The organism is Saccharopolyspora sp. NPDC049426, assembly GCF_040676935.1.
Lineage (GTDB): Bacteria > Actinomycetota > Actinomycetes > Mycobacteriales > Pseudonocardiaceae > Saccharopolyspora.
This window is the reverse complement of sequence record NZ_JBFAPZ010000004.1, coordinates 1-23,070: the sequence shown is the minus strand read 5'-3', so window position 1 is coordinate 23,070 and position 23,070 is coordinate 1. Positions and strand designations below refer to the sequence as shown.

General features: G+C 70.5%; 20 protein-coding genes. 5 read left to right on the top strand and 15 right to left on the bottom strand.

Annotation, left to right across the window (positions count from 1 at the left end):
* Position 1: 1 nt before the first annotated feature.
* The 6 genes from AB0J78_RS09000 to AB0J78_RS08975 all read right to left on the bottom strand — a co-directional run bounded on the left by AB0J78_RS09000 (position 2) and on the right by AB0J78_RS08975 (position 7,815).
* On the bottom strand, positions 2 to 1,429 hold the full coding sequence (locus AB0J78_RS09000) for an FGGY family carbohydrate kinase (protein WP_363788163.1): 1,428 nt from the start codon (positions 1,427 to 1,429) through the stop codon (positions 2 to 4).
* 129 nt (positions 1,430 to 1,558) lie between these two features.
* Positions 1,559 to 3,016 (bottom strand): FAD-binding oxidoreductase, encoded by a 1,458-nt coding sequence (locus AB0J78_RS08995; protein WP_363788162.1) that lies wholly within the window; start codon positions 3,014 to 3,016, stop codon positions 1,559 to 1,561.
* Positions 3,017 to 3,045: 29 nt separating this feature from the next.
* The gene (locus tag AB0J78_RS08990; protein ID WP_363788161.1) at positions 3,046 to 3,822 is read right to left on the bottom strand and encodes an SDR family oxidoreductase; all 777 of its coding nucleotides are present in this window, start codon (positions 3,820 to 3,822) and stop codon (positions 3,046 to 3,048) included.
* Between the two features lie 321 nt (positions 3,823 to 4,143).
* Entirely contained in the window at positions 4,144 to 5,001 is an 858-nt protein-coding gene (locus AB0J78_RS08985; RefSeq protein ID WP_363788160.1) for a sugar phosphate isomerase/epimerase, read from the bottom strand.
* Between the two features lie 37 nt (positions 5,002 to 5,038).
* Positions 5,039 to 6,394, bottom strand: coding sequence for an MFS transporter (locus AB0J78_RS08980; RefSeq protein WP_363788159.1), 1,356 nt, complete (start codon positions 6,392 to 6,394; stop codon positions 5,039 to 5,041).
* Between the two features lie 248 nt (positions 6,395 to 6,642).
* Positions 6,643 to 7,815 carry a Gfo/Idh/MocA family oxidoreductase gene (locus AB0J78_RS08975; RefSeq protein WP_363788158.1) on the bottom strand — a complete coding sequence of 391 codons (1,173 nt, stop codon included), beginning with the start codon at positions 7,813 to 7,815 and terminating at the stop codon, positions 6,643 to 6,645.
* 212 nt (positions 7,816 to 8,027) lie between these two features.
* On the opposite strand from AB0J78_RS08975, the gene AB0J78_RS08970 reads away from it, so the two are divergent.
* Complete coding sequence (locus tag AB0J78_RS08970; protein ID WP_363788157.1) at positions 8,028 to 8,855, top strand: sugar phosphate isomerase/epimerase family protein; 828 nt, start codon at positions 8,028 to 8,030, stop codon at positions 8,853 to 8,855.
* Entirely contained in the window at positions 8,852 to 9,865 is a 1,014-nt protein-coding gene (locus AB0J78_RS08965) for a Gfo/Idh/MocA family oxidoreductase (protein ID WP_363788156.1), read from the top strand. The genes AB0J78_RS08970 and AB0J78_RS08965 overlap by 4 nt, the downstream gene beginning before the upstream one ends.
* Before the next feature lie 57 nt (positions 9,866 to 9,922).
* Here the strand turns inward: AB0J78_RS08965 and AB0J78_RS08960 are convergent, their stop codons facing one another.
* Together AB0J78_RS08960 and AB0J78_RS08955 are read right to left on the bottom strand one after the other, a co-directional pair.
* The gene (locus AB0J78_RS08960) at positions 9,923 to 11,428 is read right to left on the bottom strand and encodes a glycerol-3-phosphate dehydrogenase/oxidase (RefSeq protein WP_363788155.1); all 1,506 of its coding nucleotides are present in this window, start codon (positions 11,426 to 11,428) and stop codon (positions 9,923 to 9,925) included.
* A 4-nt stretch (positions 11,429 to 11,432) separates the two neighbouring features.
* A complete protein-coding gene (locus AB0J78_RS08955; protein WP_363788154.1) occupies positions 11,433 to 11,999 on the bottom strand; it encodes a TetR/AcrR family transcriptional regulator in 567 nt (188 codons plus the stop codon).
* A gap of 17 nt (positions 12,000 to 12,016) precedes the next feature.
* Between AB0J78_RS08955 and AB0J78_RS08950 the strand changes: the two genes are divergently transcribed.
* Both AB0J78_RS08950 and AB0J78_RS08945 read left to right on the top strand, forming a co-directional pair.
* Positions 12,017 to 13,618 carry an FAD-binding oxidoreductase gene (locus AB0J78_RS08950; protein WP_363788153.1) on the top strand — a complete coding sequence of 534 codons (1,602 nt, stop codon included), beginning with the start codon at positions 12,017 to 12,019 and terminating at the stop codon, positions 13,616 to 13,618.
* The gene (locus tag AB0J78_RS08945; RefSeq protein ID WP_363788152.1) at positions 13,615 to 14,493 is read left to right on the top strand and encodes a diacylglycerol kinase; all 879 of its coding nucleotides are present in this window, start codon (positions 13,615 to 13,617) and stop codon (positions 14,491 to 14,493) included. Before AB0J78_RS08950 ends, AB0J78_RS08945 begins: the two co-directional genes overlap by 4 nt.
* A 75-nt stretch (positions 14,494 to 14,568) precedes the next feature.
* Here the strand turns inward: AB0J78_RS08945 and AB0J78_RS08940 are convergent, their stop codons facing one another.
* From AB0J78_RS08940 to AB0J78_RS08910, 7 genes are all read right to left on the bottom strand, one after another.
* Positions 14,569 to 15,693 carry a S1 family peptidase gene (locus tag AB0J78_RS08940; RefSeq protein WP_363788151.1) on the bottom strand — a complete coding sequence of 375 codons (1,125 nt, stop codon included), beginning with the start codon at positions 15,691 to 15,693 and terminating at the stop codon, positions 14,569 to 14,571.
* 500 nt (positions 15,694 to 16,193) lie between these two features.
* Positions 16,194 to 17,801: a cation acetate symporter gene (locus AB0J78_RS08935; RefSeq protein ID WP_363788150.1), complete on the bottom strand. Its 1,608-nt coding sequence runs from the start codon at positions 17,799 to 17,801 to the stop codon at positions 16,194 to 16,196.
* A gap of 20 nt (positions 17,802 to 17,821) precedes the next feature.
* Positions 17,822 to 18,163 (bottom strand): DUF485 domain-containing protein, encoded by a 342-nt coding sequence (locus AB0J78_RS08930; RefSeq protein WP_363788149.1) that lies wholly within the window; start codon positions 18,161 to 18,163, stop codon positions 17,822 to 17,824.
* Positions 18,164 to 18,334: 171 nt separating this feature from the next.
* Entirely contained in the window at positions 18,335 to 20,008 is a 1,674-nt protein-coding gene (locus tag AB0J78_RS08925; protein ID WP_363788148.1) for a cation acetate symporter, read from the bottom strand.
* Between the two features lie 3 nt (positions 20,009 to 20,011).
* On the bottom strand, positions 20,012 to 20,362 hold the full coding sequence (locus AB0J78_RS08920) for a hypothetical protein (RefSeq protein ID WP_363788147.1): 351 nt from the start codon (positions 20,360 to 20,362) through the stop codon (positions 20,012 to 20,014).
* Positions 20,359 to 21,138, bottom strand: coding sequence for a LytTR family DNA-binding domain-containing protein (locus AB0J78_RS08915; RefSeq protein ID WP_363788146.1), 780 nt, complete (start codon positions 21,136 to 21,138; stop codon positions 20,359 to 20,361). The genes AB0J78_RS08920 and AB0J78_RS08915 overlap by 4 nt, the downstream gene beginning before the upstream one ends.
* Complete coding sequence (locus tag AB0J78_RS08910; protein ID WP_363788145.1) at positions 21,135 to 22,217, bottom strand: histidine kinase; 1,083 nt, start codon at positions 22,215 to 22,217, stop codon at positions 21,135 to 21,137. The genes AB0J78_RS08915 and AB0J78_RS08910 overlap by 4 nt, the downstream gene beginning before the upstream one ends.
* A gap of 206 nt (positions 22,218 to 22,423) precedes the next feature.
* Between AB0J78_RS08910 and AB0J78_RS08905 the strand changes: the two genes are divergently transcribed.
* A partial coding sequence (locus AB0J78_RS08905; protein ID WP_363788144.1) for an AMP-binding protein occupies positions 22,424 to 23,070 on the top strand: 647 nt, incomplete at its 3' end.

Below are 23,070 nucleotides of genomic sequence, written 5' to 3'. Positions count from 1 at the left end.
GTCACCCGAAGATCCGGGCGGACCGGCGGAACACCTCGTCGGTGTGCCGGGTGATGTCCCGGTAGACCTCGTGCTGTCGCGCGTGGAGCTCGTGGTTCGCCTCGTCGGGCCGGAACTCCTCGCCGACCGAGACCATCGCGGCCACTGCCTCGTCCACACCGGTGAACCGGCCGAGACCGACCCCCGCGCAGATCGCGGCACCCAGCCCGGCGCCGTCGTTGACCGCCGTGCGGACCGCCGGAACGCCGAAGACGTCGGCGATGATGCCCATCATCACGTCGGCACCCGCTCCGCCACCGGAGACGATCACCCGCTCGAAGCCGGTGCCCAGCTCGTCGGCCATCGCGCCCGCCCGGTCGTACATCGTCAGCGCGATCGCCTCCAGCACCGAGCGGTAGAGGTGGAACCTCCCCTGCCGCCCGTCGAAGCCGAGGAACGCGCCCTTGCGGTGCGGCGCGTCGGTCGGCGCCAGCCAGTCCAGCACCGCCATCAGCCCGTCGCAGCCCGCGGGCACCTGCGCCGCGCCCGCGTTGAGGTGCTCCTCGGGGCTCAGACCGGCTCGCTGCGCGCCCTGGACGACCTCTTCGCCGAGCAGGTCCCGCAGCCAGCTCGCGGTCCACATGCCGCGCCGGATGCCATCGCTCTCGTAGAGGTACTCGTGCGCGACGCTGCCGAAGTTGGTCCAGAAACTCGTGGCGCCCTGGATGTTCCGCTCGCCGACGGTCATGCTCGCGATGTAGGTGCCCAGCGAGATCAGCAGGTCCCCCGGACCGCGCAACCCGCACCCCAGCGCCTCGACGGCCTTGTCGTTGGCGGTGGCCACGACAGGCAGCCCGACCGGCAGCCCGGTGTGCTCGGCGGCCGCCGCGGTAACCCGGCCCAGCGTCTCCCCGGGCATCGCCAGCTCGAAGAGCATCTCGGGCGGGATGCCCGCGGATTGCCGCACCTCCGGGTCCTGCGACCACTGCCAGGTGTCGGTGTCGATCGGCCACATGCCCTGGTAGTTCGCCGCGGTGTCCCGGAACTCCCCGGTCATCCGGTGGGTGATGTAGCCCGAGGAGGTCGTGACGCGGGCGACCGACTCATCGGTGTGGGCGTAGGGCCGGGAGACCCGCTCGTCCATCCAGCTCAGCACCGGATGCGCGAGGGTCCCGTCGGCGCGCAGCAGCGCGCGGCAGAAGCGGATGGTGCACAGCCCGACACCCGCGATCTCGGCCGGATCGCCCGGGAAACCAGCCATCGCCTCGCGGCACGCGGCCCCCACCGAGGACCACAGGTCGTCGTCGGGGTGCTCGACCACACCGGGACGCGGGGTGTGGTTGGGGCGCAAGGCCTGGCGCCCCTGGCTGACGGGGTTACCGCGCTCGTCGAAGATCGTCACCTTCGTGCTCTGCGACCCGTTGTCGACGCCGATCAGGTAGCCCGTCATCGCCTCTCCAAGCTGGAATCCATGTCCGAAGTGGCGGAGCCACTGCGCTTGCCCCTTCGGGGTCTCGCCCGCCCCTGAGCAGAACGGACCGCGTGGGGCGCGCCGCGCCGTTGCGGCCGCCCCGCCTGCTCAGTCCGCGGGGAAGATCGTCCCGCGGTTCATGATCCCCCGTGGGTCGAACGCTTCCTTGAGCCGAACCAGCATCTGGTACGCGCTGCCGTGCTCCTGCTCGGTCCACTGCGCGCGGTACTTGCCGATGCCGTGGTGGTGCACCATCGAACCGCCGTGCCGCAGGGCTTCCTCGACGATGATGGCGTTGAGCGGCTTGTGGTACTTCTCGATCTCCTCGCGGGGTTCGCAGTTGATCGCGTAGTCGTAGACGAAGTACATGTTCGTGCCGGTCTGGTAGCTGTGCGAGGAATGCCCGCCCAGCATCGTCAGATCCGCGGCGTGCGGGTACTCGGTGCGGATCCGGTGCATCACCGCGTCGTAGATCGCACCGACGCTGGACCAGTCGGCCGAGACCTCGGTGGTGTAGCCCAGGCGCTGCTCGGCGAGCATGGTGTCCTGCTCGGCCTTGATCTTGTCGGGTCCCCAGTTGAGATCGTCGAACCAGGCCTGGACGAGCGCCGGGTCTACGGCGGTGTGCGGGTGCTGGGAGACGATGCGCTCGATCTCGGCGCTGGTGGCCTCCACGATCCCCTTCGGACCTTCGGAGACGAACACCAGCACGCACTTGCCGTCGGCGAAGTGCGAGAAGTGCTGCGCGGCGTCCTCTTCGGAGTACACCCGCGCCACCGATGGCCGGAAGCCCTCGGTGATCACCTCGCGCAGGATCGACACACCGGTGTGCACGTCGTCGATCAGGTAGCCGTGGAAGCGGTTGTTCTCCGGCTGGTGCTTGAACACCTTGACCGTAACCTCGGTGACGAAGCACAGCGCGCCCTCGTTGCCGATCACGACGTGCCGGATGTCCGGCCCGGCCGCGCGGCGCGGGACGTTCTTGATCCGGCTGATGGTGCCGTCCGGGAACACCGCTTCCAGACCGACCACCATGTCCTCGATGCCGCCGTAGAGGGTCGAGAACTGGCCGATCGAGCGGGTCGCCACCAACCCGCCCATCTGCGCCAGCGGCTTGGACTGCGGCGAGTGCCCGGTGGTCAGGCCCTGCTCGCGCAACGCGTCCTCCAGCACCTGCAGCGGGACACCGCACTGGGCGGTGGCCTGCATGTTCTCCTCATCGATGCGCACGATGGAGGCCATCTCGGAGCCGTCGAGCACGATGGTGCCCTCCACGCTGGTCTCCAGCCCGCCTTCGGTGCCGGTGCGGCCGGTGCGCGGCACCACGTTGATGCGGTGCTCGTCGGCGAAGGCCAGCACCTCGGCGACCTGCCGGGTGTCGGCGGCGCGCACGACCGCGCGGGGAAGCGGGCCGTCGAAGATGCCGTGGACCGCGGTGTACTTTTTGAACCGGTCCACGCTGGCCTCGCGCAGCACCTGCTCGTCGGTCACCACCCGTTCGTCGCCCACGATCTCGCGCAGTCGCGCGATGATCTCGTCGTTCTCGAATGCCGTTGATGCGGTCAAGGTTTCCTCCGTGCGGGTTGCGGGATGGGTCAGCGGGTGAGGTAGCCGCCGTCGACGGTGAGCACGTGCCCGTTGACGTAGTCGGAAGCGCGGGAGGCCAGGAAGACGGTGGCGCCCATCAGGTCGGCGACCTCGCCCCAGCGCCCGGCCGGGATGTGGTCCAGGACGCGCTGGTTGGCTTCCGCGTCGGCCCGGGTGCGCTCGGTGATGGCGGTCGCGAAGTAGCCGGGGGCGATGGCGTTGACTTGGATGCCGTGCTGGGCGAGCTCGTCGCAGTAGGCCTTGGTGAAGCCGACGATGCCGTGCTTGGTCGCGGCGTAGGCCGGGGACCACTGGCCGCCGAGGAACGAGAACAGCGACGCGATGTTGATGATCTTGCCGGAGCGCTGCTCGGTCATGAACCTGGCCGCCTCTCGGCCCAGCTCGAACGGCGCGGTGAGGTTGATGTCGAGCATCGGGTCCCACTGCTCGCGGCCGAAGTCCTCCACCGACGCCATCCGGCAGATCCCGGCGGAGTTGACGAGCACGTCCACCGAGCCGAGCCGGGAGGCGCAGGCCTCGATCACCCGGCGAGGTGCCCCGTCCTCGGTGATGTCGACGTCCAGGAACTCCATCCGCCGGCCCTCGGCCTCGACGAGCTCGCGGGTGGTGCCGTCGTCGTCGAGCAGGCTGGGCACGAACACGTCGGCGCCCGCCTTGGCCAGGGCCAGGGTGAACGCCTGCCCCAGGCCGGTGTTGCCGCCCGTGATGACGGCGTTCTTGCCCGCGAGGGAGAACGCGTCGAGCGAGAAGTCGCGGAGGTCCATGGATCGCCCTTCTTCAGGGTTGGCGGTGTTCACGCGGCCGGTGTTCTCATCGTGGCCACCTCGTCGTGGCCGGCGCGGGAGTGCTCGGGATCGGCGGGAGACCGGTTCCGGGCATGAAAAAAGAGAACAGTCCCCCGGTGCGTGCACGGGTTACTGTTCTCTGCGTCTCTAGTAACCACTCGCGGCGAGCCGCGAGCGAATGTTCGGTTGTGCGACGGGGCCTGCCCGTCGGGCGGGAACGTTAGCCAGACCGCTCGAAGAGTGTCAAGTCCCCGCGTGAGGCGGAACACGAGCCCTCACGCGGGGAGACGACGGGCAGCGTCAGTAGCCGATGCTGCGGAGGTACTCGCGGGAGTCGCGCAGGCAGTCCATCGGGTCGCGGCCGTACTGGTCGTCCTGTTCGACGAAGAAGTACTCCGCTCCCGCGCGCTCGGCCGCGGGCAGCAGGTCCGGCCAGTTCATGTTGCCCTGGCCGACCTCGGCGAACTGCACGTTGGTGTTGAACAGGGTCATGAACCTCGCGCGGTCCTCGGGATCTCCCGAGGTGATGAGCTCCACCGACTCCGGCGGCAGCGGCAGCACCCGGAAGTCCTTGACGTGAACCGTCTTGCACACGCCCGAGTACTCCCGGAGCATGTCCAGCGGGGCCATGCCCCCGCGCTGCACCCAGAACAGGTCGACCTCGAAGGCCACCGTGGCCGCCACCCTGCGGACGAGGTCGAAGATCCGCTCACCGTCGAACTGGGCGAGGTCGACGTGGTGGTTGTGGTAGAGCAGCGTGATCCCCTCGTCGGCCAGTCGCCGAGCCTGCTGCTCGCACTCGCCCGCCCACGCCTCGCAGGCGTCCTTGGACGCCATCGCCTCGTAGGGCATCATCCCGATCCGCACGTAGCGGGTGTTCAGGCGCGCGCAGTCGGCGATGATCTTGTCGAAGTCGGTGTCGAGGCTGTCGCCGGTGGCGAACGCGTTGCGCTTGAGCGCGACGGACAGCGCTCCGACGTCGAGTCCCAGTTCGGTGACGCCCTTTTCGAGGTCGGTGGTGTTGGCCTCGTCCATCGGGATCTGCGAGACCTCGACCGCGTCGTAGCCGAGAGCGCGCAGCTGCCGCAGGACCGGGAACATGCCCTGCTCCGCGACCTGCTGCTTGAGCATCATCATCTGGACGCCGAGGACTGCCATGCGTTCTCCCATCGTTGTAGGGGCTTGCGAGATCCGGTCAGAAGGTCCCTGCTTCGACGGCTGCCGTGCGCTCGGCCTGCCTGGCGACGTCCTTCGGGTAGGTCTTGTAGAAGGCGAACCAGTACACGGCGTTGAGCAGGTACGGCACGGTCACGAGGTAGAGCATGACCTGGGTCAGGCCCAGTGTTTCGCCGAGGAATCCCATGGCCAGCGTCAGCAGCGCCGCGAGTCCGCCCTGGATCAGGGAGAACAGCACGGCGAAGGCCGTCGCGGACAGCTGCTTGGGGGCGACCGCGGAGACCATCGGCAGCACGCAGGCGGAGAAGCCGATGAGCATGATCAGGCCGAACAGGAACATCACGACGTAGACGGCGATGCCCTTGCCCCAGTCGATCTGCAGCGCCACCACCGACATCCCGGACACGGCGACCAGGTAGATCTGCATCAGCATGATCCGTCCCTTGTGGCCGAAGCGCCGGACGAACCAGTCCCCGAGGAATCCGCCGAGCAAGGACGACAGTGCCATGCCGCCGGAGAGCACCGAGAACAGCAGCGCGGCCGAGGGCACGCCCCAACCGCGGGCGTCGACCATGAAGGTCACGAAGTAGGTGAACAGCACGAGGCTGGTCACCATCGGGAGCATCCCCGCGAGCAGCGCGATCGTGGGGATCTTGAACAGCTTCACGGCGTCGGCGACGCGGAACCGGCCCACATCGGGGTCTTCGGAGATAGCCGTGCGGCGCTCCGGCTCCCTGACGAAGATCAGGATGGCGAAACCGGAGAGCACGCTCAGCCCGCCCATGGCGAACATGCCGTAGCGCCAACCGTTGGGATCGTTGGCGAACAGGGCGAGGGCCGGTCCGAGCCCCATGCCGATCAGCGATCCGAGGGAGCGGACCGTGCCGAACGCCCGGCCGCGCTGCTCGTCGTCGAAGAGATCGCTGAGCAGGCCGTTGGTGATCGGTTCGGAGGCGACGGTGCCGAGGACGCCGATGCTGTAGAGGATCAGCAGCGTCGTGAAGTTCGGTGCGAGGCCGGCCGCCGCGGTCCACACGCCCCAGAGCCCGGTGACGATGAACAGCACCTTCTTGCGGCCGAACCGGTCGGCGGCCATGGCCCACAGCGGTCCGGCGATCATGCGGGCGAACCGCGACAGGCTCGCCATGATGCCCAGGGCGCCGAGGCTGAGCCCGAAGGCGTCGCGGATCAGCGGGAAGAACGTGTTGATCAGGCTGTTCTCGGAGTTGTCGACCGCGCTGGCCGCCGCGAGGGAGCCGATCGCCTTGCCGCGGCCCTTCACCGGAGCCGCGCCGGGTTCCTCCGGAGCGGAGGTGAGGTTGCCGGTGTTCGCTCTGCCGGAGGAGTCGGAACCTTCCGCGTGGTTCACGCTCATCGGGTGTGTCCTTTCGCCGGGCGCTCGTCGTTGGGCGACCGCGGGTGCGAGGGGCTGAGCGGCGGTGGCGGTCGGTGCTCACCCGTCCAGCCCGAGGTGCACACCATTGCGACAGACGTCACAGGCTGACAGAAGCGGTTGCCAGTAGTTGCAGCCGAACCCCCTCCTGACCTGCCATCTCAGCGCGCAACAGGACGCCCTGGCTCCGCCTGCGGGAGGCGGGGCCAGGGCGTCCTGCCGGGTCGGTGTCAGGCGCCTGCCGGGCGTTCGGGGAACTTGCCCTCCGAGCGGATGCGCTTGTTGAGCTCGGCCAGGTAGACGTCCTCGTCGAAGTCGAGCGGGACCTCCTGTCCGAGCCAGCTCGACAGGTGGATCGCGTTGGCCAGCCGCACCCCGTTGACGCCCTCGCTGCCCGGCGCGAGCAGCGGTGTGCCGTCGAGGACGTTCGCCGCGAAGTTCTCCAGCACGCCCGAGTGCTGTGCGCCCCAAGCGGATTCGAACTCGATGACCTCCTGCGAGTAGTAGGTGGTCGGGTCCACCTCGCCCTTGAAGAGCTTGCGCACGTCGTCCATGCCCATGCGGTCGGACAGCGCGCGCTCGTCGTCGACCAGGCGGGTGACCGTGGCGGTCTTCGAGCCGTCGACGACGATCTTGCCCCGGTCGCCCAGGATCTCCAGCCGGTCTGTCCCGGCGAGGTCGTGGACGGCCGTGACGAAGGTGCCGGTGGCCCCGCCGCCGTAGTCGACCAGGGCGGTGACCTCGTCCTCCACGGCGATGTCCCGGCGGAAGCCGTAGGCGACCTTGGCGTACACCGACTTCGGGACTCCGCAGATCCACTGCCACAGGTCGAGCTGGTGCGGGGCCTGGTTGACCAGGACGCCGCCGCCCTCACCGCCCCAGGTGGCGCGCCACGCCGACTGCTCGTAGTAGCCCTGCGGGCGCCACCAGGTGGTGATGATCCAGTTCGTCCGCCGGATCGCGCCGATCTCGCCGGCGTCCACGATCTGCTTGATGCGCTGGTAGAGCGGATTGTTGCGCTGGTTGAACATGATCGCGAACGTCAGCTCGGGGTGCTGGGCCGCGCACTCGTTGAGCTCCTCGACCTGCTTGGTGTAGACCCCGGCGGGTTTCTCGACCAGCGCGTGGACACCCGCCCGCAGCGCGTCGATCCCGATCTGCGGGTGCAGGTAGTGCGGCACCGTCGTCACGACGGCGTCCACCTCTCCCCCGGCCAGCAGCGACTCGTGGTCCTCGTGCACGGGCACGCCGTGCTCGGCGGCTGCGGCCTCCCGCCTGGCGGCCTCGACGTCGGCGATGGCGCCGATCTCGACGTTGGGGACCAGGCCGTCCTCGATGAACTTCGCGTACGCCGAGCCCTGGGCGCCGAAACCGATGATCCCGAGCCGGACCTTCCTGGACATGGGCGTTTCTCCTTCGTCTCGCGAGCGAGTGGCCGCGCCTCGTGCCGACGAGGCGCACTCGTGACTCTGCGCGCTCGCCCCCGGTTCGGCCACGGGTTGCCAGCTGTTTCCGGCCGGGCGTGGCAACAACCGGCAACACCTGGGAGCGCGATCGATCACCCATCATGGTGGGTGGTAGACCTCTCCACCCGGCTCAGTGAGGAGCACCCCGCATGTGGACGCTCTCGGGATTCTCCGACGAGATCTCGCCCGACCTGCAAGAGCAGGCTTCCCTGCTCGGCGAGCTTGGATTGTCGTACCTGGAGTTCCGCAGCGCGTGGGGCACCAACGTCCTCGACCTCGACGACGAGCAGCTCACGCGGGCGAAGGGCCTGCTCGACGCCCACGGCCTGCGGGTGTCGAGCATCGGATCGCCGATCGGCAAGATCTTCCTCGACGAGGACTTCGAGGCCCACCTCGACCGCGCCCGCCACGCCGTCGACGTCGCGCACCGCTTCGACGCCCCCTACATCCGGATCTTCTCCTTCTTCATGCGCCCGGGCACCGATCCCGACGACGCCCGCGACGAGGTGCTGCGCCGCATGCGCGCCCTCGCCGACGTGGCGGAGCGGGGCGGCGTCGTCCTGCTGCACGAGAACGAGAAGGAGATCTACGGCGACATCCCCCGCCGCTGCGTCGACGTCCTCGAATCGGTCGGTTCGCCGAACCTGCGCGCGGCATGGGATGCCGCCAACTTCGTCCAGGTGGGCGTGCGGCCCTTCACCGACGGCTACGCCGCGCTGCGCCCGCACCTGGAGTACGTCCAGATCAAGGACGCGCACCTCGTCGACGGTGAGGTGTGCGCCGCGGGTCGCGGCGACGGCGAGGTCGCCGAGACCGTCCGGGCGCTGCGCGAGGACGGCTTCGACGGGTTCTTCTCCCTCGAACCGCACCTGTCCCAGACGCACAGCCTCGGCGGGTTCTCCGGTCCCGAGCTGTTCACCGAGGCGTGGCAGGCGTTCACGGCCCTGCTGAAGGAGGAAGGGATCGAGCACCGATGATCACAGCGGCCGTCATCGGGTGCGGCGACGTCTCGACCGTGCACCTCGAGGCGATCCAGGCGTTGGAGGACGTCGAGCTCGTCGCCGTGTGCGACACCGATCCCGCGGCGCTGGCCACGACCGCCGAGCGCGTCGGCGTCGCCGGGTTCGCCGACCACCGCGCCCTCCTGGAGGCCCTGCGCCCCGACGTCGCCCACGTCTGCACCCCGCACCACCAGCACGCGCCCGTGGCCCTGGACCTGCTCGACGCCGGGGTGCACGTGCTCGTCGAGAAGCCGCTCGCCCACACCCTCGACGAAGCCGAGCGCCTCGTCGAAGCCGCCGAGCGGGGTCGCAGCCGCGTCGGCGTGTGCTTCCAGAACCGATACAACGCCACCGCGCAGGCCGCCCGCGAGCTGCTCGACTCCGGCGAGCTGGGCCCGGTGCTCGGCGCGACCGCGACGGTGATGTGGACCCGCACCCCGGACTACTACCGCGCCAAGCCGTGGCGGGGCAGGTGGGCCACCGCCGGCGGTGGGCTGCTCATCAACCAGGCCATCCACACCCTCGACCTGGTGCAGTGGCTCGTCGGCGACGTCGTCGGCGTCCAGGGCCACGCCTCGACCCGCCAGCACGTCGTCGAGGTCGAGGACACCGCCGAGCTGCTCCTGACCCACGACGGCGGAGCGCGCAGCCTGGTGTTCGGCTCGCTGGCCAACGTGGTCCACGCACCCGTCACCATCGACATCACCACCGAGCGCGGCGCCCTCTCGATCCGCGGTGACCTCACCATCACCCACGCCGACGGACGGGTGCGAACGGTGGCCGAACGCCGGTCGTCGTCGAACGGACGCTCCTACTGGGGCGTGTCCCACGAAGCGCTCATCCGCGACTTCTACGCCCGGCTCGGCGAGGACGAACCCTTCTGGATCAGCCCGCGCGAAGCGACGAAGGCGCTGCGCGTCCTCACCGAGGTCTACGCCCAGAGCAACCTCGCCGGACCAGCGCACCTGGGCTCCCACGCTGTTTAGTGTGTGCCTTTGCGTGGTGGTGCGGGTTGAATCAGCGGCTCCGCCGCCGGCTTCCCGTCAGCCCAGGCTCAACGCCTCTTCCGCGGCGTCGGTGGCGAGCTCGCGGTCCGCCGCGACCAGGCCGAGCCGGGTGCGCCGGTCGAGCAGGTCGGAGACGTCGAGAGCGCCCTCGTGCCGCACCGCGAAACGGAGTTCGGCCGGGGTGACGTCCACGCCGTCGATCGGTTCCAGGAGCCGGCGGTCGCCACCCGCCTCGGCGACCACGGCCGTCGCTTCCGTTCCGTAGCGGGAGATCAGGCGCCGCGGAGCGTCCACGGTGGACAGATGCGCGGAGCTCGCCGCGCCGACGAGGGGCAGCTCGCGCGTGCGGCACGGCCGGGTGGTCAGCGCGGTGGCGTCCACGGCGTCCTGCGCCATCTTGCGGTAGGTCGTCAGCTTCCCGCCCACGACGCTGATCACGCCGTTGTCGCCGGTGATCACCGCGTGCTCGCGCGAGAGGTCCGAGCTCCGACCGTCACCGGCGTCCAGCAGGGGGCGCAGGCCGGAGTACGTGCCGAGCACGTCCTCCTCGCGGATCGGCCGGGCCAGCACGGAGTTGACCGTCTTCAGCAGGAACGAGACCTCCTCGGCCGAGGCGGTCGGCACGTCGGGGATCGGGCCTTCCTGCTCCTCGTCGGTGAGTCCGATGTAGACCCGGCCGTGCCCGGCGGGCAGCGCGAACACGAACCGGTTGGTGGTGCCCGGAATCGGCACGGTGAGCCCCGCGTCAAGACCGCCGAACACCGCGTCGGAGACCACCAGGTGCGTGCCACGGCTCGGGCGCAGCCGCAGTCCCGGCGCCACTTCGCCGGCCCACACCCCGGCCGCGTTGATCACCTTCCGGGCTCGGAGGTCGACGGTCTCGCCGGTGAGCCGGTCACGCAGCACGGCACCGTCGCCGGTGACCTGCTCGGCCGCGCAGCGCGTGAGGACGCGAGCCCCATGCGACGCCGCGGTCCGCGCGAGGCCGACCACCAGCCGCGCGTCGTCGACGAGCTGACCGTCCCAGGACAGCAGGCCGCCGCGCAGCCCTTCCTGCCGGACGGTCGGCACCATCCGGCGCGTCTCCACGCGGGAGACCCGGCGCGGCGGGGCCAGCACCGACCCGGCGGTCCCGGAGCCGCGGCGCAGCAGGTCGCCCGCGACGAACCCGGCGGCCACCAGCGCCACCTGCTTCGCCCCGACTCCCGAGACCAGCGGCACCAGCTGCGGGAGCGGGCGGATCAGGTGCGGCGCGGTGCGCTCCATCAGGACGCGGCGTTCCACGGCGCTCTCGTAGGCGATCCCGACGTTGCCGGAAGCGAGGTAGCGCAGTCCGCCGTGCACCAGCTTCGAACTCCACCGGCTGGTGCCGAAGGCCAGGTCGTGCTTCTCGGCCAGCACCACGCTCAGGCCGCGCGAGGCGGCGTCGAGCGCGACGCCCGCGCCGGTGACCCCGCCGCCGACGACGAGCAGGTCGACCTCGTCTCCGTCGGCGAGTTCGGTCAGGTCCCTGGTGCGCCGGGCGGCGTTGAGCGAGATCATCAGATCACTCCTCGGGGCTGAGGTAGGCGTCGAGCACGGCGCGCAGCTGCGCGTCGAGGCGTTCCGGGGGAAGCGCGTCGGAGACGATGCGGGCGGACAGGACCGCGGACTGCGCCAGCAGCAGAACCATCGCGGCGATCTCGTCCGGGTCTCCCGCGCGGATCGTGCCGCCCGCCTGCCCGCTGCGGATGGCGGCGGCGAGGACGTCGAGGATGCGCTGCTGGCTGGCCCCGAGCCGGTCGAACACGTAGGTGGTCAGCAGCTCCGGGTCGGTTTCGAGGATCTTGAGGAACAGCGGGTGCTGCCGCACGGCCGAAACGGTGCGCACGATCCCGTCGACCCCGTGCTCGCGCGCCCCCTCCCAGGTGTCGACCGGGAGCAGGGCGACGAGCTCGCGGGTGAGCAGGTCCGCGGACAGCGTTCGCACGTCCGGCCAGCGCCGGTAGACCGTCGGGCGGCTCACCCCCGCTCGGCGGGCGATCTCCGCCAGCGTGGTGCGCCGCATGCCGACCGAGAGCACGCACTGCTTCGCGGCGTCGAGGATGGCATCGTCGTTACGGCTTGACGTCATGTGTAAAACTGTAACGCATGACTGAGCTTGAGCACCGCACCCCGGAGCAGGAGTGGAACGCCTGGGGCACCGCCGAGGGGGCCAACCCCGTGTCCGAGCAGGTGCGCGCCCTGATCGAGCAGGGCCTCGGCGTGGAACGCCGGGACACTCCCTCGGTGAGCCGCTGCGAGGTGCGCGTCGGGCAATCGCGACTGCCCGCCGAGGTCCGCTCGGCGCTGGCCGCGATCGTCGGTGACGACGGCGTGCGCACCGACGACGACACCCGGCTGCTGCACTCGGGCGGCAAGAGCACCCCGGACCTGCTGCGCCGCCGGGCCGGCGAGGCGGAGTCCGCGCCCGACGCCGTGGTGCTGCCCGGCTCCCACGAGCAGGTGTGCGCGGTGCTGGCGCAGTGCGCCGAGCACCGGGTGGCGGTGGTCCCGTTCGGGGGTGGGACCAGCGTCGTCGGCGGCGTGGAGCCCGAACGCGGCGGCTTCGGCTCGGTCATCGCCCTGGACCTGCGACTGCTGGACGGCCTGCTGGAGGTCGACGCCGAGTCGCAGACCGCGACCTTGCAGGCGGGCCTGCGCGGCCCGGAGGCCGAGGCCCTGCTGTCCGAGCACGGCTTCACCCTGGGTCACTTCCCGCAGAGCTTCGAGCACGCCAGCATCGGCGGCTTCGCGGCGACGCGTTCCTCGGGCCAGGCGTCGGCCGGGTACGGCCGGTTCGACGGCATGGTGGTGCGGCTGCGCGTCGCGACCCCGAACGGCGAGCTCGACCTCGGCCGGGCTCCCGCGTCCGCGGCGGGGCCGGACCTGCGGCAGCTCTTCCTCGGCTCGGAGGGCGCGCTGGGGATCATCACCGAGGTGACCGTCCGGGTGCACCCGAAGCCCGAGGAGGTGCAATCCGAGGCTTGGTCGTTCCCGGACTTCACCACCGGCGCGACGGCGTTGCGGATGCTCGCCCAGGAAGGCGCGCTGCCCACCGTCGCCCGGCTCTCCGACGAGGCCGAGACGATGATCAACCTCGCCACCGCGCACGACGTCGGCAGCGGGGAGCAGGCCGGCGGATGCCTGATGATCACGCGCTACGAAGGCTCCCGGATCGCAGCCCGCGAGCGGGTGGTGGAACTGCTGGCCGAAGCAGGCGGCTCCTCGCTGGGCGCCGCGCCCGCCGAGAAGTGGGACCACGGCCGCTACCACGGCCCGTACCTGCGCGACGCGCTGCTCGACGTCAACACCGTGGTGGAAACCCTGGAAACCGCGTGCACCTGGTCCCAGCTGACCGCGACCTGCGACGCCGTGCGCGGGGCGCTCACCGAATCGCTGCAGGCGCAGGGCACCCCTCCCCTTGTCATGTGCCACATCTCGCACGTCTACCCGACCGGCGCGTCGCTGTACTTCACGGTGGCCTGCGGGCGCGGCGAGGACCCCGTGGCGCAGTGGCGACGGGCCAAGCGCGCGGCGGGCGACGCCATCAGCCGATCCGGAGCCACCATCACCCACCACCACGCCGTGGGCACGGACCACCTGGAGTGGCTGACCGACGAGATCGGCGAGCTCGGCGTGCAGGTGCTGCGCGCCGTCAAGTCCACTGTGGATCCGTCCGGTGTGCTCAACCCGGGCAAGCTGATCCCGTGATCACCGACATCGCCCTGCTGGTCAACCCGCGCTCCGGGCAGGGCCGCACCGCTGCCGCCGCGCTGCGCGCGCTGCGGCACCTGCGGGCCTCCGGCACGACGGCGACGGTACTGGTCGGCCGGGACGAGGCGGATTCGCTCGCGCTCGCTCACCGAGCCGTCGCGGCGGGAACGGGGGCGCTGGTCGCCTGCGGCGGCGACGGAGTGGTCAACACCGCGCTGCAAGCGGTCGCCGGGACGGACACGCCCTTCGGCGTCATCCCGGCCGGAACGGGCAACGACCACGCCCGGATGCTGGGGATCCCGCGCCACGACCCGGTGGCCGCCGCGCAAGTGGTGCTCGACGGCGCCGTGCGCCCGATCGACCTGGGACGCGTCGGCGACCGCTGGTTCGGCACGGCGTTCGCCGGCGGCTTCGACGCCCTGGTCACCGAGCGCACCAACCGGCTCACGTGGCCGCGCGGCAAGCTGCGCTACAACCTCGCGACGCTCATCGAGCTGGCCGCATTGCGTCCGCTGGACTACGCCCTGGAACTCGACGGCCGGAAGCTGACGACGCAGGCCATCCTGGTCGCGGTCGGCAACGGCCAAACGTACGGCGGCGGCATGCGGATCTGCCCCGACGCGGTGCCCGACGACGGCCTGTTCGACATCACCGTCATCGGACCGGCACGGCGCAGCCAGATCGTGCGCCTGCTTCCCACGATCTACCCCGGAACGCACGTCCAGCACCCGCAGGTGACCACCTACCGGGCCCGCCGAGTGCACCTGTCGACCCCGGGAATCACCGGTTACGCCGACGGCGAGCGGTTCGCGGAGCTGCCGGTGACGTGCGAATGCGTCCCGCTCGCCGCCAAAGCCCTCGTGCCGTCCTAGACGAGCGGGCTCACTCGGGCGGAACGCGTTGCTGCGACCCGGGACTCGGCCGGGTCGCAGCAACCGCGTCGTCGCCTACTGGGTCAGCAGGGTCAGACCGTAGGCGGAGAGGGCTTCTCGGACCGGCTGGTAGTAGGTCTCGCCGCCGGTGCGGCAGTCGCCCCAGCCTCCGGAGGTCATCCCCTGGGCCTGGTTGCCGGAGATGAACGAGCCGCCGGAGTCGCCGGGTTCGGCGCAGACGTTGGTCCGGGTGAGCCCGCTGACGGTGCCCTCCTGGTAGCGCACCGACTGGTTCTTGGCCAGCACGGTGCCGCAGTGCCAACCCGTGGTGGACCCGGAACGGCAGATCGACGAACCCAGCGGTGCTTCCGCGGACCCGGAGACCCGGACGTACCCGCCGCTGTAGTCGTAGACGAGGGGGTGTCCGGTGTCGTCGGTGCCGGTGTTGACGAAGGCGTAGTCGTTGCCGGGGAAGGACGACCCCGCGAAGTAACCGGTCGGCTGGGTGGTGCCCTCACCCGGCGCCCCGCAGTGGCCCGCGGTGACGAATCCACCTTGGACGGCGAAGCCCATCGAGCACCGCGCACCTGCGGCGGTGTAGTAGGCGTAGCCGCCGACGACATCGGCGTAGGTCTCCGGCCGCGCGGGGGACTCCAGCACCCGCACCGACTCCTGTGACACCTGCGCGTCGCGCACGAAATCGGTTGCCTGCTGCGAGGTCCCGAGCTGGGTGGTCACCACCACCGCGTTCTCCCGCACGTCGGCGTACCAGCCGGTCACCGCCGCGGGTGCCTGCGCGCCGCGGCGGTCGAGGGCTTCGACGATCTCGTCGAGCTGCCGCTGGCTCGCGGCGACCTGCCGGGGTTCGGCACCGGCCGCGCGCACCTCGTCGGAGAGGGCTGCGTCGGTGGTCCCGACGACGAGCTTGCCCAGGTTCGCGTCGAAGTAGGAGCCGCCGTAACTGCCCGCGAGCGCGTCGCGCAGCGCGCTGTCGGCTCGTGCCGCGACGGTTTCCTGGTCGAGCCGCACCCTGGCCTGGTCAGCGGTGAGGCCGAGATCGCGTTGCATGGCGGTGACCAGCTCCGGCGACACCGGCGCGTCGGCGGGGTCGGCGATGGTCGCGGGCGCGGTCAGCGCTGCGACCGTTCCAGCGGCGACGAGCGCCGCTCCGGTGATTCGTGCTGCGGTTCTGGGTTTCATCGGACGCCTTTCGCTCAGGGATCACCGGCCCGATCTGGGCGCGCGGGATCCGCTGCAATGGAGTCGATCAAGGCGATCGGTCAGATCACCGATCAAGGAGTGAGCCGATAAAAATGCCAGTGAGGCCAGAAAAATCATCGGACGAAAGAAGATTAACCCGGTTTCATCCGCAATCAACTATTCGTCGCGGGAACGAGCAGTTCTCGCCAAAACCTTGCGGATCTCGCCATAATTCGCCCAAAGCAGGCGCCGTGGAGCCGTTCGCAGCAACCGCGAGCCGCGAACGGCACCCGCGCGGGAGAATCGGATGGCCGACCCCGATTCGATCCCGGCGCGAAAGGAGCCGATCAACTCAAGGGAAATCGGAACCACATGCTCCGCTTCGCCATTCCGCATCTCGCGACCGGATCAATTCGACGAGCACCCGGAACGCGCGGTGGGCCGGAGCGCGAGAGGGGATCGCGCCCCGGCCCACCGGGGACCGCCGTGCAGCACGACGATCAGTGTGCGGACGCCTTCTCAGCGCCCGCGCCGGTCAACGAGCGAACCTCCATCTCGGCGTACTTGTCCTCCAGGTGCTCCTTGGACAGGACCGTGCCCAACCACCCGAAGAAGAACGCCGCCGGGATCGAGACCAGACCCGGGTTCTGCAGCGGGAACCAGTGGAAGTCCACGTTCGGCAGCATCGACTCCTCGGTCCCCGACACCGCCGGGGAGAACACGATCAGCACCACGGTGGTGACCAGACCGCCGTAGATGCTCCACAGCGCCCCGGAGGTGTTGAAACGCTTCCAGAACAGCGAGTACAGGATCGTCGGCAGGTTCGCCGAGGCGGCCACGGCGAAGGCCAGCGCCACCAGGAACGCGACGTTCTGGTTGCGGGCCAGGATGCCGCCGACGATGGCGACCGCGCCGATGACCACCGCGGTGATCCGCGCGACGCGGACCTCGGCGTCCTTGTCCTCGACCTTCCCGCGCTTGATCACGTTGGCGTAGATGTCGTGGGCGAACGACGCCGACGCGGTGATGGTCAGGCCCGCCACCACGGCCAGGATCGTGGCGAAGGCGACCGCGGCGATGAACCCGAGCAGCAGCGGGCCGCCCAGCGCCTGAGCGAGCAGCGGTGCCGCGGCGTTCGACGAACCCGGCGCGTTCTTGATCGCCTCCGGACCCACGATGGCCGCCGCGCCGTAACCCAGCACCAGCGAGAACAGGTAGAACAGGCCGATCAGCCAGATCGCCCACACCACCGAGCGCCGCGCTTCCTTGGCGGTCGGCACCGTGTAGAAGCGCATCAGCACGTGCGGCAGACCCGCGGTGCCCAGCACCAGGGCGATGCCCAGCGACAGGAAGTCCAGCTTGCTGGTGTCCGATTTCCCGTACTTGGCACCGGGGTTGAGCAGCTTCTCACCCGAGGACGCCCGGTCGACCGCCGCCTGCAGCAGGCCGGAGAAGTCGAAGCCGTGCAACGCCAGCGTCCACACCGTCATCACGGCCGCGCCGCTGATGAGCAGCACCGCCTTGATGATCTGCACCCAGGTGGTGCCCTTCATGCCGCCGACCAGCACGTAGACGATCATGATGACGCCGACGATCGCGATCACCAGCGCCTGCCCGCTCCCGCTGGACACGCCCAGCAGCAGCGAGACGAGCACGCCCGCGCCCGCCATCTGCGCCAGCAGGTAGAAGAAGCTGACCATCAACGTCGAGGTCGCCGCCGCGGCGCGCACCGGGCGCTGGCGCATGCGGAACGCCAGCACGTCGCCCATCGTGTACTTGCCGGTGTTGCGCAGCAGTTCGGCCACCAGCAGCAACGCCACCAGCCATGCGACCAGGAAGCCGATCGAGTACAGGAATCCGTCGTAGCCGTAGAGCGCGATCGCGCCGACGATGCCGAGGAACGACGCCGCCGACAGGTAGTCACCGGCGATCGCGATCCCGTTCTGCGGCCCGGAGAACGCGCGACCGCCCGCGTAGTAGTCCGCGGCGGTGCTGGTGTTCCGGCTGGCGCGCAGCACGACGACCAGCGTCACCACGACGAAGGCCGCGAAGATTCCGATGTTGAGCAGCGGGTTGCTTCCTTGCAACCCCTGCGCGAGGTGGTACATCCCTGCTACTCCTTGGGGTTTCAGGCAGTGTCTTCGACCTTGACGCGGATGCGTTCGGCCACCGGGTCCAGGCTCCGGTTGGCGTAGCGCACGTAGAGCGTGGTGATGACGAAGGTGGACACGAACTGCAGCAGGCCCAGCACCAGCCCGACGTTGATGTTGCCGACGAGCTTGATCGACATGAATGCGTGGGCGTAGTCGGCCAGCAGCACGTAGACCAGGTACCAGACGAGGAACAGCGCGGAGACCGGGAAGACGAACGCCCGCAGCCGCCGGCGCAGCGTGGCGAAGTCCTCGCTGGCGTGGGCCTCGTGCCACACATCTCCGGTGGGCGGCGGATTGGCCGAGTCGGTGGTGCTCACGGATCCTCCCTAACGTGTGAGGAGCGCCACGTTAAGGAAGCCCCGAGCCGCAGCGGGAGCCGTCCGAGACCGATGACGGCCGCACGAGACGAACGGTCGACGAACGGCCCGCCGACTGGGACGAGCGGTCGCGCCCTTCTCCTGCTCGTTACCTGCGCGTGAACATCGCGTTCAGGTGCGCGATGGTTCGTCCAGGTGCAGGCGCAGCATGGCCGTCTCGGCCCACGTCGGGGTCTTCCCGCGCAACGAGATCGCGATCATGGTGGCGAAGGACAGCGGAACCGCCCAGGGAGCGGGCTGGGCGAGCAGGATCGCGGGCACGCCGTCGAGCTGCGGGCCGAACAGGGTCGCGCCGATGGCTCCCGACGTGGCGGTCAGCCCGACCAGCACGCCCCACAGCGCTCCGGTCCTGGTCAGCCGCGGCCACCAGATGCCCAGCACCAGCAGCGGGCAGAACGTGGCGGCGGCAACGGTGAACCCCCAGGTCACGAGCACGCCGGCGGACAGGTGGGCGGCCTGCAGCGCGAGCAGGACGACCACCGCCGCCGCACCCAGCACGGTCCAGCGCAGCTGACCCAGACCGCCCGGGGTGAGGTCGTGGGAGATCGCGCCGGAGACCACCAGCAGCAGGCCCAGCGAGGTCGCGAGAAACGCCGCGAACGCCCCGCCCGTGAGCAGCGAGGTGAACACCGTCCCGACCCAGCCGGTGTCGACCTGCGCGGGCAACCCGACCACCACCGAGTCGGTGACGCCGGAGAGGTACAGCTGCGGCACGAGCACCCGACCGAGCGCGCCGTAGATGCCCGGGAACAGGTAGAAGCTGCCCAGCAGCAGCACGGTGATCGCGGCGGCCCGCCGTGCCGCACGCCCGTCGGGGCTGGTGTGGAACCGCACGATGACGTGCGGCAACCCCATCGTGCCGAACATGGTGGCCACCAGCACCGCCCAGGTCCCCAGCAGCGGGTGGCCGGCGTTCTCCAGGTCCAGCAGCGGCCGCCGCCAGTCCGGCCCGCCCGGCACGTCCACGCCGTCGATCTCGGGGACCGCCGCACCGGCGGGGAACGTCAGCGTCCGCCCCGCCTCGATCTCGTGAGCGCCCGGCGGAAGCGGCACCGGCCGTCCCTCGGCGTCGCGCGCGGTCACCGGTTCGGTGATGTCGAGGTCCACGGCGACGCGGAACGTCACGGGGGTGTCCTCGGCGAAGTGGGTGAACTGCACCGGGTGCAGCGCGTCGTGCCGCACCGCCGGGCCGACCTGCAGCACCAGCCACACCGCGGGGATCACGAACAGCAGCAGCTTCAGGCAGAACTGGAACGCCTGCACGTAGGTCGCCGCCCGCATGCCGCCCAGCGCGAGGGTCACCGACACCGCGGTCCCGGCGATGACCACGCCCACCCAGTACGGCGTCCCGCTGACCACGCTGAGCACCAGGCCCGCGGTGCGGAACTGCGGGACCAGGTACAGCCCGCCGATGATCAGCACCACCACCGCGGCCAGCCGCCGCAGCTCCGGCGAGGCGAAGCGGGCCTCGGCGAAGTCGGGAACCGTGAGGGCTCCGGACCGGCGCATCGGGGCGGCGACCAGCACCAGCATCGCCACGTACCCGGCGGTGAACCCCACCGGGTACCACAGCGCGCCCACGCCGTTGGACAGCATCAGCCCGGCCACGCCGAGGAAGGACGCCGCCGAGAGGTACTCCCCCGAGACCGCCGCCGCGTTGACCAGCGGTGACACCTGCCGGGACGCGACCAGGAAGTCCGAGGTGGTGCGCATCGCCGCCACCCCGCGCAGCCCGATCAGCAGCGTGAGGAGCACGATGACCGCGACGGTCAGCAGGGCGAACACGGCTCAGCGCTCCTCGACGCGCTCGGCCGCGCGCAGCTGCCAGCGCGCCAGCACCGCCATCGCCGGGAACGGCAGCAGCACTAGCAAACCCCAGGAGACGGGAACGCCGAGAACCCGCACCTCGTCGAGCGCCGGAACCGCGGCGAACACCAGCGGCAACCCGAAGACCAGCGCGAACAGCAGGAGCAGCGTCACCGCGCCGAGCCTGCGCTGCGCCCGGTGCAGGGACCTGGCCCGCAACGCCTCCCCCGGTTCGAGGCGCGGCGCCCGCCAGCGCCGCCGCATCACGCGGCGAGCGTGCGCCACCCGGGTCTGCGGGCTGGTCACCGCCACCCGCTTCGGACCACCGCTCATCCCCGCCCCCGCGGGTCGGCGATCTCGGCCTGCCGGGCGTTGTCCAGCAACCGCTCCCGCAGATCCCGCGCGTGCCTGCGGCTGACCGGGACGTCACCGGCGTCGGTGTGGGCGTTGAGCGCCCCGGCGGAGTCGCTGCGCAGCTCCCGCACAGCACCCAGCGATAGCAGGAAGCTGCGGTGCACCCGCACGAAACCGGCTCCCTCCCAGTACTCCTCGAGCCGGGACAGCGGCATGCGCACCACGTGCACGCCGCTGCGGGTGTTGAGCCGCACGTAGTCGCCGTGCGCCTCGACGAACAGCACCTCGCTGCGCCGCACGTAGCGTGTCCGCCCCGCCGTCTCGACCGGGAGCGCCACCATCGCGTCCGGCTGCGCCGGAACGGGTTCCGCGACGTCCTCGGTGGCCAGCAGCCGCGCCACCCGGTCCAGCGCAGCCGAGAGCCTTTCCGCGCGAACGGGTTTGAGCAGGTAGTCAACGGCTCCGATGTCGTAGGCCTGCACGGCGTGCTGCTCGTAGGCGGTGACGAACACGATCACCGGCGGCTCGCTCATCTTCGCCAGCAGCGACGCCAGCTCCATGCCGTCCAGCCCTGGCATGGAGATGTCCAGGAACACCACGTCGAACCGGTCGCTCTGCAGCGTGCGCAGCGCGCTGAGCGAATCCGAGGCCGACACGACCTCGGCGACCTCGGGTGCTTCCCGCAGCAGCCTGCACAGCTCGTCGAGCGCGGGCGGGAGATCGTCCACGGCCAGCGCGCGCAGTCCTTCGCTCAACTCGGCACCACTCCCGGATGGAATCGCGGGACGCGGACCACCACTCGGGTACCCGCTCCCTCGGCGGTTTCCACGACCAGCCCGTACCAGGCCCCGTAGACGCTGCGCAGCCGCCGGTCGACGTTGGCCAGCCCGACCGAGTCGGCCGGCCCGTGCCCGGCGAGGATCGCCTCGGCGTGGGCGGGATCCATGCCGACCCCGTCGTCCTCGACGCTGATGACCAGATCGTTCCCCTCGGCTTCGCCGCGCACCTGCACGGTGCCGACTCCTTCCGAACCCGGGGTGAACCTGGGTTCCATGCCGTGCCGCACGGCGTTCTCCACCAGCGGCTGCAGCACCAGGTACGGGATCGCCACGGCCAGCACCTCGGGCGCGACGCGGATCTGCACCCGCAGCCGCTCCCCCAGCACCGCGCGCTGCAGGGCGAGGTAGGTCTCGATGGCGTGGAACTCGTCGGAGACGGTGGTGTAGTCGCGGTGCCGGGCCAGCCCGTAGCGGATGAACTCGGCGAAGTCGAGCATCAGCTCGTGGGAGCGCTCCGGGTCGGAGCGCACCAGCGAGCCGATCACGGTCATCGCGTTGTACATGAAGTGCGGGGAGATCTCGGCCCGCAGAGCGCGCAGCTCCGATTGCGCGGCCAGCTCCGCCGAGTGCTCCAGCCTGCCGTGCTCCAGCGCGTCCTCGACCCAGGCGGTGGCTTCGCGCACCGCCGACATCCGGACCTCGCCGTCGATGACCAGCACCCCGGCGAGCTCGTCCTGCACCAGCAGCGGCATCGCCACCAGCGGCGGGCGGCCGCTGCGGGTTTCGGTGTGCAGCACGTCGGCCACCGAGGTCACCGCGTCCGGCTCGGCCTTCGACCGGCCGGACCACTGCAGCGACCCGGACAGGTCGCTGATCCCGACCGCGTCGACGTCGAGGAGCCGGCGGAGGTCGCGCAGCGCGCTGGGCACTCCGGGACCGGCGGGACCGGCGCGCAGGTTCACGGCCAGGCGGCGCGCGGTGCGCAGCACCGATTCGGATGCCGGGCGCCGCAACGACCACGCGCCCGAGGGCGTGCGGTTGGTCGGTGCCGGCATCGAAAACCCCAAATCGCCATTGATGGATGCTGGGATGCTAATCCGTTCGGCTGACGTGAGCGAGACCGCTCATCCGCCGCTCGTCGCGCAGCGGGGGCGTTCGGACGCGTCAGCACGACGATCGGTCGCGCAGGTGGTGCCACAGATCACGGGAGTTGCTTACGTTGCGGGCCCAGTACCCCGCACCGATCATCAGGGAGTTGTCCGTGAGCAACGAAGCCCACGACCGATTCGCACCGTCCGAGGATTTCGCGGCGCAGGCCAACGCCACGTCGGCGCTCTACGGCCAGGCCGATGCGGACCGCGAGGCGTTCTGGGCCGAGCAGGCATCGCGGTTGCGGTGGGACACCGAGTGGGACCAGGTCCTGGACTGGTCCGGCGCGCCGTTCGCGAAGTGGTTCGTCGGCGGCAAGCTCAACGTGGCCTACAACTGCGCCGACCGGCACGTCGAAGCCGGCCACGGCGACCGCGTCGCGATCTTCTGGGAAGGCGAACCCGGCGACACCCGCGCCATCACCTACGCCGAACTGCAGCGCGAGGTCTCCCGCACCGCCAACGCCCTCGCCGAGCTGGGTGTCGGCGCCGGTGACCGGGTCGCGATCTACCTGCCGATGCTGCCCGAGGCCGTGTTCTCCATGCTGGCCTGCGCCCGCCTCGGCGCCCTGCACAGCGTCGTGTTCGGCGGTTTCTCCGCCGAAGCGCTGCGCTCGCGCATCAACGACGCCCAGGCCAAGGTCGTCATCACCGCCGACGGCCAATACCGCCGCGGCAAGGCCATGCCGCTCAAGGCCGCCGTCGACGACGCCGTGGCCGAGGCCCCCAGCGTCGAGCACGTGCTGGTCGTCCAGCGCAC

Excerpts from the sequence above, each read along its gene's own strand:
- AB0J78_RS08940 (WP_363788151.1), bottom strand. The coding sequence starts at position 15,693 with ATGAAACCCAGAACCGCAGCACGAATCACCGGAGCGGCGCTCGTCGCC.
- AB0J78_RS09000 (WP_363788163.1), bottom strand. The coding sequence starts at position 1,429 with ATGACGGGCTACCTGATCGGCGTCGACAACGGGTCGCAGAGCACGAAG.
- AB0J78_RS08985 (WP_363788160.1), bottom strand. The coding sequence starts at position 5,001 with ATGGCAGTCCTCGGCGTCCAGATGATGATGCTCAAGCAGCAGGTCGCG.
- AB0J78_RS08960 (WP_363788155.1), bottom strand. The coding sequence starts at position 11,428 with ATGATCTCGCTCAACGCCGCCCGGCGCACCAGGGACCTGACCGAACTC.
- AB0J78_RS08980 (WP_363788159.1), bottom strand. The coding sequence starts at position 6,394 with ATGAGCGTGAACCACGCGGAAGGTTCCGACTCCTCCGGCAGAGCGAAC.
- AB0J78_RS08910 (WP_363788145.1), bottom strand. The coding sequence starts at position 22,217 with ATGCCGGCACCGACCAACCGCACGCCCTCGGGCGCGTGGTCGTTGCGG.
- AB0J78_RS08965 (WP_363788156.1), top strand. The coding sequence starts at position 8,852 with ATGATCACAGCGGCCGTCATCGGGTGCGGCGACGTCTCGACCGTGCAC.
- AB0J78_RS08920 (WP_363788147.1), bottom strand. The coding sequence starts at position 20,362 with ATGAGCGGTGGTCCGAAGCGGGTGGCGGTGACCAGCCCGCAGACCCGG.
- AB0J78_RS08950 (WP_363788153.1), top strand. The coding sequence starts at position 12,017 with ATGACTGAGCTTGAGCACCGCACCCCGGAGCAGGAGTGGAACGCCTGG.
- AB0J78_RS08935 (WP_363788150.1), bottom strand. The coding sequence starts at position 17,801 with ATGTACCACCTCGCGCAGGGGTTGCAAGGAAGCAACCCGCTGCTCAAC.
- AB0J78_RS08975 (WP_363788158.1), bottom strand. The coding sequence starts at position 7,815 with ATGTCCAGGAAGGTCCGGCTCGGGATCATCGGTTTCGGCGCCCAGGGC.
- AB0J78_RS08990 (WP_363788161.1), bottom strand. The coding sequence starts at position 3,822 with ATGGACCTCCGCGACTTCTCGCTCGACGCGTTCTCCCTCGCGGGCAAG.
- AB0J78_RS08970 (WP_363788157.1), top strand. The coding sequence starts at position 8,028 with ATGTGGACGCTCTCGGGATTCTCCGACGAGATCTCGCCCGACCTGCAA.
- AB0J78_RS08955 (WP_363788154.1), bottom strand. The coding sequence starts at position 11,999 with ATGACGTCAAGCCGTAACGACGATGCCATCCTCGACGCCGCGAAGCAG.